The 14662-nt window shown below is 76.6% G+C and carries 8 protein-coding genes; 5 read left to right on the top strand and 3 right to left on the bottom strand.

Annotation, left to right across the window (positions count from 1 at the left end):
• Nucleotides 1-19: 19 nt before the first annotated feature.
• Entirely contained in the window at nucleotides 20-988 is a 969-nt protein-coding gene (thiL, locus tag LPC08_RS09145; protein WP_230452386.1) for a thiamine-phosphate kinase, read from the top strand.
• A 78-nt stretch (nucleotides 989-1066) separates the two neighbouring features.
• Here thiL and LPC08_RS09140 read toward each other — a convergent pair whose 3' ends face one another.
• Both LPC08_RS09140 and map read right to left on the bottom strand, forming a co-directional pair.
• Nucleotides 1067-1972 (bottom strand): S1C family serine protease, encoded by a 906-nt coding sequence (locus tag LPC08_RS09140; RefSeq protein ID WP_230452385.1) that lies wholly within the window; start codon nucleotides 1970-1972, stop codon nucleotides 1067-1069.
• Between the two features lie 85 nt (nucleotides 1973-2057).
• Nucleotides 2058-2864, bottom strand: coding sequence for a type I methionyl aminopeptidase (map, locus tag LPC08_RS09135; RefSeq protein ID WP_230452384.1), 807 nt, complete (start codon nucleotides 2862-2864; stop codon nucleotides 2058-2060).
• 65 nt (nucleotides 2865-2929) lie between these two features.
• Between map and LPC08_RS09130 the strand changes: the two genes are divergently transcribed.
• The 4 genes from LPC08_RS09130 (at nucleotide 2930) to pbpC (ending at nucleotide 12911) form a co-directional block, all read left to right on the top strand.
• A complete protein-coding gene (locus LPC08_RS09130; RefSeq protein WP_230452383.1) occupies nucleotides 2930-4342 on the top strand; it encodes an MFS transporter in 1413 nt (470 codons plus the stop codon).
• 117 nt (nucleotides 4343-4459) lie between these two features.
• Entirely contained in the window at nucleotides 4460-9652 is a 5193-nt protein-coding gene (locus LPC08_RS09125; protein WP_230452382.1) for an alpha-2-macroglobulin family protein, read from the top strand.
• A 126-nt stretch (nucleotides 9653-9778) separates the two neighbouring features.
• A complete protein-coding gene (locus LPC08_RS09120) occupies nucleotides 9779-10852 on the top strand; it encodes an endonuclease/exonuclease/phosphatase family protein (protein WP_304622087.1) in 1074 nt (357 codons plus the stop codon).
• Nucleotides 10827-12911 carry a penicillin-binding protein 1C gene (pbpC, locus tag LPC08_RS09115; RefSeq protein WP_230452381.1) on the top strand — a complete coding sequence of 695 codons (2085 nt, stop codon included), beginning with the start codon at nucleotides 10827-10829 and terminating at the stop codon, nucleotides 12909-12911. Before LPC08_RS09120 ends, pbpC begins: the two co-directional genes overlap by 26 nt.
• Here the strand turns inward: pbpC and LPC08_RS09110 are convergent.
• A complete protein-coding gene (locus LPC08_RS09110) occupies nucleotides 12871-14547 on the bottom strand; it encodes a sensor histidine kinase (protein ID WP_230452380.1) in 1677 nt (558 codons plus the stop codon). The two genes, pbpC and LPC08_RS09110, sit on opposite strands and share 41 nt — an antisense overlap.
• Nucleotides 14548-14662 lie beyond the last annotated feature (115 nt).

Below are 14662 nucleotides of genomic sequence, written 5' to 3'. Positions count from 1 at the left end.
CGGCCGGACCGGAGAGCCGATGCCCCTGCCGCCCGAATTCCAGCGCATCGCGCGGCACTTCGCGCCGCTGGCCGGGGAGGGGGCGCTGGGGCTGGCGGATGACGCCGCCCTGCTCGACCCGCCGCCCGGGCGGGTGCTGGTGCTGGCGGCGGATGCGGTGGTGGAAGGGGTCCACTACCTCCCGGACGATCCGCCGGACACCGTCTCGCGCAAGCTGCTGCGGACCAACCTGTCCGACCTCGCGGCCATGGGCGCGGAACCGCTGGCCTATCTTCTCACCACCGCCTGGACCCGCGGGACCGGGGAGGCGACCGTCGCCGCCTTCGCCGCAGGGCTGGCGGAGGACCAGCGGCGCTTCGGCCTCTCCGTGCTCGGCGGGGATACCGTTTCCACCGCCGGCCCCGCGACCCATTCCCTGACCATCCTGGGCACGGTCCCGCCGGGCCAGGCCTTGCGCCGGGCCGGCGCGCGGCCGGGTGACGCGCTCTGGGTCTCGGGCAGCATCGGCGACGGGGCCCTGGGGCTCGCCGTGCTGCGCGGCGAGGTGCCGGCGGATGCGGCGGGACACCTCGCCCGGCGCTACCGCCTGCCGGAGCCGCGGCTGGCCCTGGGCGTCGCGCTGCGCGGGATCGCCCGGGCGGCGATGGATGTCTCCGACGGGCTGGTCCAGGACCTGGGCCACCTGTGCCGCGCCGGCGGCTGCGGCGCGGTGCTGGAGACGGCGCGCGTGCCGCTCTCAGACCCGGCCCGTGGCGTGGTGGCGGAGGACGCGGCCTGGCTGCCGCGCCTGCTCGCCGGGGGCGACGACTACGAGCTGCTCTTCGCCGCCGCGCCGGAGGATTCCGCGGCGGTCGAGGCGGCGGGCCGCGCCGCCGGCGTCCCCGTCACCCGCATCGGGCGTTTCCTGGCCGGACCGGCAGAGGTCACGCTGCACGATTCGCGGGGGGCCACATGGACCCTGGACCGCCAGGGCTGGAGCCACGCGTAGCGGACCCGCGGCCGTGGCGGGTGTCCTGACGGCCGGGGCGGACCTGCCCCCGGCCGCGCCGGCGACCCCAGCCCGCGCTCAGCGCAGGCAGCGGAGGAACAGCACCGAGGGGTGGACCAGCTCGCCGACCTCGGCCGCGCTGCGCGGCGGGCCGGAGCTGTCGGCCAGGCGCGGACGGACGTTGTTCTGGCGCAGGAAGTCCAGCGCCGCATCGCCCTTCACGGCGAAGTTCACGTTCTGCGGGATGTCGCCCGTGCGCTGCGCGATGCGCTGGGCGTTCAGCTTGGAGACGATGACGCCCACCACGTTGCCCGCGGAATCCAGCAGCGGGCCGCCGGAATTGCCCGGCTGCACCGGGGCGCTGATCTGGTACTGCCCTGGATTGTCGGCGAGGCCGGCGAGGGCGGAGATGTCGCCCGTGGTCAGGGTGGGCCCCGAGGAGAGGACGCCGGCCAGCGGGAAGCCGTAGGTGACCACCGTCTCCCCGCGCCGGACCTGCGGCGCCTGCCGGAAGGCGAGGGCGGGGCCGGCATCCTGCCGCAGCTCCAGCAGCGCCAGGTCCTTCTCCGCGTCGGTGGCCTTCACCGTCACGTCGATCTCCCGGCCCTGGGCGTTGCGCGCGCGCAGGGACCGGCACTGCCGGACGACGTGGTTGTTGGTGAGGGCCTGACGGGCGCCGATCAGGAAGCCCGTCCCGGAGCCGACCTCGCGCCCCTGGGAGTCGCCGCCCGCCCCCGGCGGCAGCGGGGGCGGCTTGCCGCCCGGGGCGGCCTGGGCGGAGGGGCCCGGGCGCTGGCCGGGGGGCGGCGAGGGGCGCGGCCCGGCCTCCAGCGGCGGCGGCTTGCCGGACGGGTCGCCGGGGATGGCGGCGCGGGGATCGTTGAGGGGCGGAGGCTTCGCTTGCGCGAAGGCATCGCCCGGCCAGGGCAGGGCGGCAAGCAGTGCCAGCGCGGGGAGGGCCGGCACGAGGGGAGCGCGACGCATGGCGGAAAGGTGCGCGGCTCCGCGCCGGGAATCAACGGGCGAGCGGATCACCGAAGCGTTCGGCGGGCCGAGCCGGCCGGGCGGGTCAGACGCCGTAAGGCGGCTTGTGCAGCCCGGCGGGGGAGTAGGTGAAGACCTCGCAGCCCGTGGCGGTCACCCCGACCATGTGCTCGAACTGGGCGGACAGGGAACGGTCCCGGGTCACGGCGGTCCAGCCGTCGTCCAGGATCTTCACCTCGGGCCGGCCGGCATTCACCATCGGCTCGATGGTGAAGAACATCCCCTCCTTCAGCACCGGGCCCTCGCCGGGCCGGCCGAAGTGCAGCACGTTCGGGGCGGCGTGGAAGGTGCGGCCGACGCCATGGCCGCAGAAGTCGCGCACCACGGAGAAGCGGTGCCGCTCCACGTAGGACTGGATGGCGTGGCCGATGTCGCCCAGGGTGGCGCCCGGCTTCACCGCCGCGATGCCCCGCATCAGGCTCTCATAGGTCACGTCCATCAGCACCCGGGCCCGGGTGGAGGGCTCGCCCGCCACGTACATGCGGGAGGTGTCGCCATGCCAGCCGTCGAGCAACGGGGTGACGTCGATGTTCAGGATGTCGCCCGCCATCAGCCGGCGCTCGCCGGGAATGCCGTGGCACACCACATGGTTGATCGAGATGCAGGAGGACTTGGTGTAGCCGCGGTAGCCCAGCGTCGCCGGCACCGCGCCGTGGTCCAGCATGAAGTCGTGGCAGAGCCGGTCGAGCGCATCCGTGGTCACGCCGGGCTTCACGTGCGGGGTGATCATGTCGAGGCATTCGGCCGCCAGTCGGCCGGCCCGCCGCATGCCCTCGAAATCCTCCGGCCCGTGCAGCGGGATCCGCCGCGCCTCGCCCGCTGACTGTTCCATGTTGCGCAAAATGCGACCGTGGGGGACGCCTTGCAAGACTCCAGACGCCGGCGCATGGGTGGGTCGTGATCCGCTGGCGGGACGACCCGCGCGCGACCGCGGCTATCGTCGCCAGCGCGCTCTTCATGCAGAACCTGGACAGCAGCGTGGTGGCGACCGCGCTGCCGGCCATGGCGCGCGACCTGGGATCCACCCCGGTCCACCTCTCTGCCGCGATCACCGCCTATCTGGTGGCGCTGACGGTGTTCGTGCCGATCAGCGGCTGGGTCGCGGACCGCTACGGCGCCAAGCGCGTCTTCCTGTGGGCCATCGGCGTCTTCGTCGCCGCCTCCGCCGCCTGCGGCCTGGCGCAGGGGGTGGGCGAGCTGGTGGTGGCGCGAATCGTCCAGGGGCTGGGCGGCGCCATGATGGTGCCGGTCGCCCGGCTGCTGCTGCTGCGCCGAGTCACCAAGGAGGAGCTGGTCCGCGCCACCACCTGGCTGACCATGCCGGGGCTGATGGGGCCGATCCTGGGGCCGCCGATCGGGGGCCTGCTGACCGACACGCTCTCCTGGCGCTGGGTGTTCTGGATCAACCTGCCGGTGGGGCTGGTCGGGCTGGCGATGGCCTGGCGCTTCATCACCGAGCCGGACCAGGCGCGGCCGCCCCGGCTGGACATCCTGGGGGTGGTGCTGGTCGGGCTGGCGCTGGCCGCGCTGATGTTCGGGCTGGAGACGATGGGGCGCGGGCTGGTCCCGCCCTGGGCCTCCGGCGCCGCCCTGGCCGTGGGCGTGCTGGTGGGCTGGGCGGCCATCCGCCACTGCCGGCGGGTGCCCTTCCCGGCGGTGGACCTGACCCTGCTGCGCATCCCCGCCTTCGAGGCGACGGTGATCGCCGGCACGCTGTTCCGCATCGGGGCGGGGGCGATCCCCTTCCTGGTGCCCCTGGCGCTGCAGCTGGGGTTCGGCGCCTCGGCCAGCCTGTCGGGGCTGGTCACCCTGGCCTCGGCGCTGGGGGCGCTGGGGATGAAGCCGCTGGTGCAGCCGGTGCTGCGCCGCTTCGGCTACCGCGACACGCTGATCTGGAACACCGTGGCCCAGGCGCTGGCGGTGGGGCTGCTGGCGCTGCTGAATCCGGGCTGGCCGTTCTGGCTGGTCTTCATCGTGCTGGGGCTGGGCGGCATCTTCCGCTCCCTGCACTTCACCTCGCTCAACTCGCTGGCCTATGCCGAGGTGCCCCAGCCGCGCATGTCCGCGGCCACCAGCTTCTACGCGACGGCGCAGCAGCTCTCGATGGCGCTGGGCGTGGTGGCCGGCTCGGCGCTGCTGTCCGGGGCCGTGGCGCTGCACGGGCACGCGGCGCCGCAACTGTCGGACTTCGCCCTGGCCTTCCTGGGCGTGGCGGTGGTGGTGCTGTCCTCCCTGCCGCTGGCGATGCGGCTGCCCCCGGATGCGGGGGCGGCGGTGTCGGGACACGGGGGGCGCGGGCGCGGGCATTAGGCGCCCGTCGCCGGCGGCGGCTCCCACAACCGGGAGAGGTGGGACCGGGGCAGGTACCGCAGCCCCGCCCCGCCGTGGCACACTCCCGGCAACGACCCGCGGAGGACTCCACCAGCCATGCGTCTCGCTCCCCTCCTCGCGGCGCTCGCGCTCCTCCTCGTCCCGTCCTTCGCCCCCGCCCAGACCCCCTTCACCCCGCCGGGCCTGGAGCGCGACGCCTCCGGCTATGCCCGCGACCTGACGCGCCGCTACCCGGCCGGCGCCGCCCCGGCGCTGCGGACGCAGGCCGAGGCCTCCGCCCGCGCCGCCGAGGCGCGGGGCGACTGGTCCGCCGCCGCCGCGGCCTGGGAGCAGCGGGTCGGCATGCCCGACGCCCAGCCGGAGCACTGGCTCTTCCTGGCCCAGGCCCAGATGCGGCGCACCCCGCCCGACCCGAACCGCGCGCTCCAGGCGGCGTGGCGGAACTTCTCCCTCGTCGAGGCCGGCGCCGCCGAGATCCCCTCCCTCGCCGTGATGGCCCAGGCCTTCCAGGCCCTGAACAACTGGCCCCAGGCGGTCGGCGCGCTGGAGGCGATTACCGAGCGCGCGCCCTCCGACACCAAGGCGCGCGATGCCCTGGCCCAGGCGCGCCGCGCCGCCGGGCTGCTGGTCCGGCAGGTGCGGACGGAGCCCGAGGCCGACCCCGCCCGCGCCTGCATCACCTTCTTCGGCTCGCTCTCCCCCACGCTGCGCCCGGGCGACTGGGTGCGCGCCGACCCGCCCGTCCCCAACCTCGCCATCCAGCGCGACGGCCAGGCGATCTGCGTGGCGGGCCTGCCCTGGGGGCAGACCACGCGCCTGACCCTGCGCGCCGGCCTGCCCGGGCAGGATGGCGCCACGCTGCGCGACAACACCCCCGTCGCCATCTCCATGCCGGACCGCGCCGCCCGCATCGCCTTCGACGGCTCGCGCTACCTGCTGCCGCGCGGGCAGGCGGCGCGGGTGGGGATTGCGACCGTCAACATCAGCACGCTGAAGCTGCGCCTGGTGCGGGTGACGGAGCGCAACCTGATCCCCTTCGGGCGCGACAACCCGCTGGGCGACGCGCTGAGCCGCTGGTCCGCCTCCGACGTGCCGGAGAGTTGGGGCCGCGTGATCTGGGAGGGCACGGCGGAGGTCCCGAACTTCCGCCGCAACGTGCTGAACCGCGTGGTCCTGCCGCTGCCCGAGGCGCTGACCGCCTCCGGCCCCGGGCTGCACGTCCTGCTGGCGCAGGAGGCGGGCGCCGGCGACCGCGGCGACGACACGGCCGCCGGCCTGCAGATCATCGCGACCGACCTCGGCCTGACGGCCTGGCGCAGCCCGGCCGGGCTGGCGGCCCAGATCCGCTCGCTGCAGTCGGCCACGCCGCGCGCGGGGGTGAAGGTCGCGCTGATGGCCCGCAACAACGACGTGCTGGCCGAGGCGACCACGGGCGAGGACGGGCTGGTCCGCTTCGACGGCCCGCTGCTGCGCGGGGAGGGGCCGATGGCCCCCGTCGCGCTGCACGCCCGGTCGGGGGAGGGACCCGGGGAGGATCTGGTCTCCCTCCGCCTGGACGCCGCCGCCTTCGACCTGTCCGACCGCGGCGCCGAGGGCCGGCCGCATCCCGGGCCGCTGGATGCGTTCCTCTGGTTGGATCGCGGCATCTACCGGCCGGGCGAGGTGGTGAATCTCGGCCTGCTGCTGCGCGACGCCGCGGGCCAGCCGAAGGACGTGCCGGTGCGGCTGCGCCTCGTCCGCCCCAACGGGCAGGTGGCGGCGGAGGCGGTGCCTGAGCGGGGACCGGACGGCTCGGTGCTCTGGCCGGTGCGCCTCTCCCCCGGCGCCGCCGTGGGCGAATGGGCGATCGAGGCGCGGATCGAACCGGACCAGCCGCCGATCGGCCGTGCCGGCTTCCGCGTCGATGCCTTCGTGCCGGAGCGGCTGGACCTCAGCTTCGGCCCGGCGCCGGGGCCGCTGGTGCCGGGCACGCCGCTCTCCCTGCCGGTGGCGGCGCGCTTCCTCTACGGCGCGCCCGCCGCCGACCTGACCGGCGAACTGAGCGGCCGCCTGGTGCTGGACCCGCAGCCCTTCGCGGTCGCCGGCGATGGCGGCACGCGCAGCCCCTGGGACGGCTGGCGCTTCGGGCTGGCGGAGGAGCCGCTGACCGACGGCACCGCGCTGGAGGGCAGCGTGACGCTGAACGCCGAGGGCAAGGGCAACGTCGAGGTCACCCTGCCGCGCCTGCCGGACGTCACCCGGCCGCTGCGGGCGGAGATGACGCTGACGCTCGCCGATCCCAACGGCCGCGCCAGCCGCGCCGCGCTCTCCGTGCCGGTCCGGGGGACCGGCAACTACATCGCCATCCGTCCCGCCTTCTCCGGCGGCAGCGTGGATGCCAATGCCGAGGCTGCCTTCGACGTGGCGCTGGTCTCGCCGGAGGGCCGGGCGCTCGCCGGCTCGCTGCGCGCCCGGCTGGTGCGGGAGCGGCCGGACTGGCGCATCGTCACCCGCGGTGGCCGCGCCCGCTACGAGACGGTGTGGCGCGACGAGCCGGTGGACAGCGTGACGCTGACCACCCGGGCCGGCGACGGCGCGGACGTCACCGGCACCCCGGCGCGGCTGGCCCGGTCGCTGCCCTTCGGTCGCTACCGGCTGGAGGTGACGCAGCCCGACTCGCTGGCCATCGCCGCGATCCGCTTCCGCTCCGGCTGGGTCGGCTCCGACAGCCTGGACGTCCCCGACAAGGTGGACGTCTCCGCCGGCCGCCCGTCCTACGGCGCCGGGGAGACGGCCCGGATCCATGTCGCCGCGCCCTTCGCCGGGCGGGCCAGCGTGGCGGTGCTGACCGACCGCCTCGTCTCGCTCCGCGAGGTCGAGATCGCCGAGGGCGGCAGCGAGGTCGAGGTCCCCGTGGACTCCGCCTGGGGCCCCGGCGCCTATGTCGCCGTCACCGTCTTCCGCCCCGGCTCCGCCGCCGAGGGCCGGCCGCGGCGGGCCCTGGGCCTCGCCTGGGTGGCGCTGGACCCGGCGCCGCGCCGCCTGGAGGTCGCGATCGAAGCCCCGGATCTGCTGCGGCCGCGTCAGCGGGTGGAGATCCCCGTGCGCGTCGCCGCGGCCGGGGGCGGGGCCGTGACCGGCGCCTGGCTGACCCTCGCGGCGGTGGATGAGGGCGTGCTGCGCATCACCCGCTTCCCGAACCCCGATCCGGTCGGCCACTTCCTCGGCCGCCGCCGCCTGGGCGCGGACATCCGCGACGACTACGGCCGGCTGATCCCGCCACCGGAGGGCGAGCTGGCGGCGCTGCGCCAGGGCGGCGACGGCAATGCCGACCTGGCCGGCGTCACCCCGCCCCAGCGCGTGGTGTCGCTCTTCTCGGGGCGGGTCGAGATCGGGCCGGACGGGCTGGCACGGGTGCCGCTCGACCTGCCGGACTTCGCGGGCGAGCTGCGGCTGATGGCCGTCGCGTGGTCGGGGCCGCGGATCGGCGCCGCCGCGAAGGCGGTGACGGTGCGCGACCCGGTGGTGGCCGAGGCGCTGCTGCCGCGCTTCCTGGCGCCGGGGGACGCCGCCCGCCTGCCGGTGCTGCTGCACAATGTCGAGCTGCCGCCCGGCGAGGTCGCCGCCACGGTCACGGTGGAAGGGCCGCTGGCCCTGGACGGCCCCGCGCGCCTCGCCGCCAGCCTGGGCACCGGGGCACGGGCGCAGCCCTTCGCCACGCTGCGCGCGACCGGCGGCGGGGAGGGGGTGATCCGCGTGGCCGTCACCGGCCCGGACGGCTTCGCGGCGCGGCGGGAGAGCCGCATCACCATCCGCTCCTCCCGCCCCTCGCTGGTGGATGTGGCCGTGAGCGACCTGGCGCCGAATGTGGACACGCGCCTGTCGCCCGATCTCGGCCGCTTCGTCCCCGGCACGGCGGGGGCGCGTGCCCGCTGGGGGCAGCCGGTGCGCTATGACGCGGAGGCGCTGTTGCAGGCGGCGCTGGATTTCCCGCTGGCCTGCGCCGAGCAGGCGGCGACCAAGGTGATGGCCCTGGCCGCGGCGCCCCCCGACGTGCTGCCCGCCGAGACCCAGGCGCAGCGGATGGCGGCGGCCATCGGCTCGCTGCTCGACAAGCAGCGCTGGGACGGCGCCTTCTCGCTCTGGAGCAGCAATGGCGAGCCCGGCTTCTGGGTCTCCGCCTATGCCGTGGAGGCGCTGCTGCGCGCCAAGGCGGCCGGCGCCACGGTGCCGGAGGGCGCGCTGTCCGCCGCGCTCGACGACCTGGCGCGGCGCGCCGAGGAGACCACGCCCGACAGCCCGGAGGAGCGCGCGGACCAGGCCTACCGGCTGCACGTGCTGGCGCTCGCCAACCGCCCGCTGCCCGGCGCGACCCGCCGGCTGGCGGAGCAGATGGACCAGATGCCGACGCCGCTGGCGCGGGCCCAGCTCGGCGCCGCCCTGGCGCGCATCGGCGATGCGCCCCGGGCGGAGGCCGCCTTCACCGGCGCGCTCGAGGCCGGCGGGCGGCGCTGGTGGTACCACGACTATGGCAGCGCCATGCGCGACCAGCTGGCGGTGACGCTGCTGCTGCGCGAGAGCGGCGTGCTGGCGGCCCGCCTGCCGGCGCAGCTCGCCCGGCTGCCGGGCGCGCGCGAGCTGACGCCCGAGGGGTCCTCCACCCAGGAGCAGGCCTGGGCCGTGGCCCTGGCCGCCGCGCTGGGGCAGGACGGGACGCCGGCGCGGATCAGCCTCGACGGCCGCGCCCTGCCGCCGGCGCGCGTCGTCTCCGCCACGCTGGACCAGGCGGTGGTGGTGCGGAACACCGGGCCGCGGCCGGTGATCCAGTCGGTGACGACCACGGGCCTGCCGCAGCAGCCGCTGCCGGCGGCGCGGGCGGGGATGCGGATCAGCCGGAAGTTCCTGACCTTGCAGGGGGCGGACGTGAACCTGGACGACCTCCGGCAGAACACGGACTTCGTCCTGCTGGTCGAGGCCCGCGCCGAGACCGGGGAAAGCCACCGCGCCCTGGTGCAGCAGGGGCTGCCGGCAGGGTGGGAGATCACCTCCCGCCTGCCGTCGGGCGACGTGCCGGGGATGGGCTTCCTGGGCACGCTGACCGAGCCCGCGATGACGGCGGCGCTGGACGACCGCTTCGCCGTGGCGGCGGAGCTGACGCCCACCAATGCGGTGGCGCGCTTCGCCGTGGTGCTGCGCGCCGTGACGCCGGGCGGCTTCGAGCTGCCGGGGGCGCAGGTGCAGGACATGTACCGCCCGGGCGTCTTCGCCCGGCAGAACACCGGCCGCATCACCGTGCTCCCGCCGCCCTGACGGCTCGGGGGCGTGCCCGTCGGATGACGCGTCCGGATGACGCTTTCGGGGCGGCGGTGAACCCGGCGCCGCCCCGGGTGTTCCCCCCGCTGCTGGCCGGTGCGGGGAGGTGGGGCATTGCCGCTGGTGCGGGGCGCGTTGCTGGTGCTGGGGGCGGTGCTGCTGGCGGCGACGCTCCTGCCCCTGGTCCGGACGGGCGAATGGTGGATACGGATCTGGGACTTCCCCCGGCTGCAGATCGGCATCGGCCTGCTGGCGGTCCTGCTCCTCTCCCTCTGGGCCTGGCGCCGGCCGGGCCGCGGGTGGCGGGGCTATGCCCCCTGGCGACTGGCCTGCCTCGCCGCGCTCGCCGCCGCGGCCGCCTACCAGGGCGCGCGGATGCTGCCCTACACCCCACTCTGGCCGGTCGAGATGCGGGGCGGCGCCTGCCCCGCCGGCGAGCGGCTGCGGGTGATGGTGGCCAACGTGCTGATGACCAACCGCGAGGCGCCGGCCCTGCTGGCCCTGGCGCGCTCGCAGCGCCCGGACGTGCTGGTGCTGCTGGAGACGGATTCCTGGTGGGACGGGCAGCTCGCCGCGCTAGATGCCGACTTCCCGCACGCATTGAAGCGGCCGCTGGAGAACACCTACGGCCTGCACGTCTTCTCCCGCCTGCCGATGCGCGACGCGGCGCTGCGCCGGCTGGTGGAGGAGGACGTGCCCTCCGCGCGGATGCAGGTCCGGCTGCCGGGCGGCCACTGGGTCTCCTTCCACGCGCTGCACCCGCGCCCGCCCGTCCCGGGCCAGGATTCCGAGCCGCGCGATGCCGAGCTGCTGCTCGTGGGGCGGGAGATGAAGGCGGCGCCGCACCCCGCCGTGGTGGCGGGCGACATGAACGACGTCGCCTGGTCCTCGACGACCCGGCTGTTCCAGCGGATCAGCGGCACGCTGGACCCGCGCATCGGACGCGGCGCCTACGCCACCTTCAACGCGCACTGGCCGCTGCTGCGCTGGCCGCTGGACCATGTCTTCGCGACGCCGGAGTTCACCCTGGCGGAGCTGCGGGTGCTGCCGGCCATCGGCTCCGACCATTTCCCGATCCTGGCGGAGCTCTGCTACCGCCCGGCGGCCGCCGCGCGGCAGGCGCCGGCGCCCGCGACGCCCGGCGACCAGGAGCGGGCGTCGGAGACCATCCGTGACGGGCGCGAGGAGGTCCGGTGACGCGGCCCGGCGGCTCGCCTGCGGCGCGGCGCTGGGCCTCGCCGGGCTGCTCGGCGCGGGGCTCGCGCTGGACGCCGCCTTTCCGCCCGACCTGTCGCGGGTGGAGTCCGTCGCGCACGCGGTGCGGGACCGGGAGGGGCGACTCCTCTCCGCCCTGCCGGCGCCCGGCGGCGTCTGGCGCCTGCCGACCATGGTCGAGGACGTGCCGCCGCATCTGGTCGAGCTGCTGATCGCGGCCGAGGACCGGCGCTTCCGCCGGCATCCCGGCATCGACCCCCTGGCGATGCTGCGCGCCGCCGGGCAGTGGCTGCGGGCCGGGCGGGTGGTCTCCGGCGGCTCCACCCTGTCGATGCAGGCGGCGCGGCTGCTGGAGCCGCGGCCGCGCAACCTGCGCAGCAAGGCGATCGAGGCCTTCCGCGCGGTCCAGCTGGAGGCACGCCACGGCAAGGCCGGGGTGCTCCGCATCTGGCTCACCCTGGCGCCGATGGGCGGCAACCTCGAGGGGGTGCGGGCCGGGGCGCTGGCCTGGTTCGGACGCGAGGCACGCCAGCTCGACCCGGCGGAATCCGCCCTGCTGGTCGCCCTGCCGCGCCGGCCGGAGGCGCTGCGCCCGGATCGCCACCCGGCCGCCGCCCGTGCCGCGCGGGATGCGCTGCTGACCTCGCGCGCCGCCTCGGCCCCCGGGATCACCGCCGCGGACCGGGCGCTGCTGGCGGAGGACGTGCCGCAGGCCCGGCAGCCCATGCCCGCCCTGGCGCCGCACCTGTCGCGGGAGGTGGTCCGGGACGGGGCGGCCGAGGAGCGGACCACCCTGGACGCGGGGTTGCAGCGGGCGCTGGAGGCGCTGCTGGCCGAGGCGCGCCGCGACCTGCCGCCGCGCGCCTCCATCGCCGCGGTGGTGGCGGACCTGCGCAGCCGCGAGATCCGTGCCCTGGCCGGCGGCGCCTGGGGCGAGGAGGCGCGCGCCGGGGCGCTCGACCTGACCCGCGCCTGGCGCTCGCCCGGCTCGGCGCTCAAGCCGCTGCTCTACGCCCTGGCCTTCGAGGCAGGGCTGGCCCGTCCCGACACGCCGCTGGACGACGCCCCGACCCGCTTCGGCGGCTATGCGCCGGAGAACTTCGATCATGGCTTCGTCGGCCGGGTCAGCGCGGCCGACGCGCTGCGCCGGTCGCTGAACCTGCCGGCGGTGGCGCTGCTCGACCGTCTCGGGCCGCGGACCTTCCTCTCGGCGCTGAAGGCCGCCGGGGTGGCGCCGATGCTGCCGCCGGGGGCGGATGCCTCCCTGCCCCTGGCCCTGGGGGGGGTGGGGGTGACGCTGCGCGAGCTGGTGGGCGCGACGGCCGCGCTGGGCGATGGCGGCCGGGCGGGGCGGCTGGTATGGCGCGAGGGCCAGGCGGGGCTGCGCCCCGCCATCGGCCCGCGCGCGGCGGGGCAGGTGGCGGCCATCCTGACGCGGCCCTTCCCCGGCGGCGGTCCGGCGGGCATCGCCTGGAAGACCGGGACCTCCTGGGGCGGGCGCGACGCGCTGGCCGTGGGCTTCGATGCCGCGCATGTCGCGGGGATCTGGGCCGGGCGGCCGGACGGCACGCCGCTGCTGGTCGGTACCGGCGCCGCCACGGGCACGGCCCTGGCCCTGCCGCTGCTGGCCCGCACCTTCGCGCTGCTGCCCGCGGCCCCGCGCCCCGTGCCGGCGGCGCCCGAGGCCGCGCCGACGCCCATCGCCACGGCCGGGGCGGGCGACCGGCTGCGGCTGCTCTTCCCACCGCCCGGCGCGCAGATCCTGGCCGAGGGCGACGCGGCGGGCGTGACGCTGCGGGCGCTGGGCGGGCGCCGGCCGCTGACCTTCCTGGTGGACGGGGTGCCGCTGCCGAGCCTGCCGGCGCGGCGGGAGACGGCCTGGGCCCCCCCGGGGCCGGGCTTCTACCGCGTGACCGTGCTGGACGCGGAAGGGGCGGCGGTCAGCGTGCCGGTCCGGGTGCGCGGCGAGGCCCGGGCGCCCGCCGGGGCGGAGGCGGTCCTCAGCCCGGCGCCGGCACCGATGGCGCCGGTGTCCAGGTGATCTCCCACACCGTCCCCGGCCCGGGCAGGCGGACGAGGGTGGCGTCCACCGACCGGACCAGGGATTCCGCGACCGTCATGCCCAGCCCGCGCGGCGCGTCGACGGGAAGGCCCGGCCCGTCATCGGCGACGGTCAGGACGAAGCCCTCGCCGCGCGGGCGCAGGCCGATCCGCACCTTGCCGCCCGGCCGGCCGTATTTCAGCGCGTTGGTCGCCAGCTCGTTCACCACGAGGCCGAGCTTCACGGCCACGTCCGCCGGCACGCTGAGCGGCACGAGGTCCGTCTCCACCGAGGCGCTGCCGCCGCTGCCGGCATGGCGCTGCGGCAGGGCCTGGGCGAAGCGCAGGAGCATGCGGTCCAGCGAGACCTCGGCGCCGCCGACCTCGTGCAGCAGCTCATAGGTCGCGGCAATCGCCATCATCCGCCCCTGCGCGGCGCGCAGCGCCGAGACGGCGGCGGGGTCGGGCACGTGGCGCTCCTGCAGGCGCAGGAAGGAGCTGACCAGCGCGAGGTGGTTCTTGATGCGGTGGTGCGCCTCCTGCAGCAGCAGGTCGCGCAGCCGGATCGACTCCTCCTGCGTCGCGCGCGTCGCGCCCAGCCGGCGGATCAGGTCGGCGATCTCGGCCGGCGCCGCGTGCTCGTCGCTGGGCGGCGGCACCGGCCCCGGCGTCTCCAGCCGGCGCGTCGCCGCCTGCAAGGGCCGCAGCACCAGCCGGTTCAGCGACCAGATCAGCGTCCCGAGCCCGAGCAGCAGCAGGCCGCCGACGACCAGCGCCGGCACGGCGACCTCGGCCACCAGCCGCGCCGAGCTGGCCTCGCGCGGGAAGCGTCCGACCAGGGCGAGGTCGCCCGTCAGCCGCGCGACGAAGATGTAGTCGCGGTTTAGCCCCAGCCGCGGCGTGGCGAGGCGCAGCGGCTCGCCATAGGGGGGCCAGTCCTCCGAGGTCAGTTGCGGCTCGGCCGCGTCCTTCGCCGGGGGCGGCCCGAGCAACTGCGCGCTCTGCCCGTCCACGTCGCGCAGCCAGAGCCTTGCCCCGGGGCGGGTGGACAGCAGGTCCGCGACGCCACCCAGCCGTGCGACGTCCACGGGGGCCGCCAGGATGCCGAGGAGCCGGCCGTCCGCCAGCACCGGCTCCAGCACGCCGACCACCTGGCGCCCCGTCCAGGCGCTGGTGGCCAGCCCCCCCATGCCGCCCTGGCCGGCGGCGACCACCGCCTGCACCAGGGGCGAGGCGAGGGGAAGGGTGCGGCCGACGAGGCCGGGCAGGGTGGAGCAGCGCACCTGGAAGTCCGGCCCGACCAGGTACAGGGCCAGGACCTCCGACGGCAGGCTGCGGGCGGCCGCGTCCAGCGTCCCGATGCAGCGTTCCGCCTCCAGGAAGGGCCGCATCGTGCGGGCCAGCAGGGCCAGCCCGTTCCGGTCGCTGTTCAGCACGTTGACGATCCGCTCGGCCACGCGCTGCAGGTCGTTGGCCAGCAGGGCCTCGCCGCGGCGCGTCTCCACCTGTCCGCGCCAGCTGGCATAGGCGATGACGGCGAGGGTGATCACCAGCGCGAAGGCGCTGTAGACCAGGGCGAGGCGGGCGCTGACCGACCAGCCCCGCAGCGCCCGCCCGGTCGTCTTCAGGATGGGCATGGGCGAGGGCTGGCAGGGCCGTCCCCGGCCGGGGGGGAAGGGGCCCCGTTGCCGGGACTGTCACAGCCGGATGGCGCGGGCGGCAGGCAGGCAGGCAGGCGCGATTCGACCGAGA

The sequence above is a fragment of the Roseomonas sp. OT10 genome (genome assembly GCF_020991085.1).
In the GTDB taxonomy this organism is placed as follows: Bacteria; Pseudomonadota; Alphaproteobacteria; order Acetobacterales; family Acetobacteraceae; genus Roseomonas; species Roseomonas cutis.
The sequence above is the reverse complement of the archived record's forward strand: the minus strand, read 5'-3'. Positions and strand labels throughout refer to the sequence as shown.

Bases quoted from the DNA above. Each gene is read 5' to 3' on its own strand.
- LPC08_RS09110 (WP_230452380.1), bottom strand. From the start codon at position 14,547: ATGCCCATCCTGAAGACGACCGGGCGGGCGCTGCGGGGCTGGTCGGTC.
- LPC08_RS09125 (WP_230452382.1), top strand. From the start codon at position 4,460: ATGCGTCTCGCTCCCCTCCTCGCGGCGCTCGCGCTCCTCCTCGTCCCG.
- map (WP_230452384.1), bottom strand. From the start codon at position 2,864: ATGGAACAGTCAGCGGGCGAGGCGCGGCGGATCCCGCTGCACGGGCCG.
- LPC08_RS09140 (WP_230452385.1), bottom strand. From the start codon at position 1,972: ATGCGTCGCGCTCCCCTCGTGCCGGCCCTCCCCGCGCTGGCACTGCTT.
- thiL (WP_230452386.1), top strand. From the start codon at position 20: ATGCCCCTGCCGCCCGAATTCCAGCGCATCGCGCGGCACTTCGCGCCG.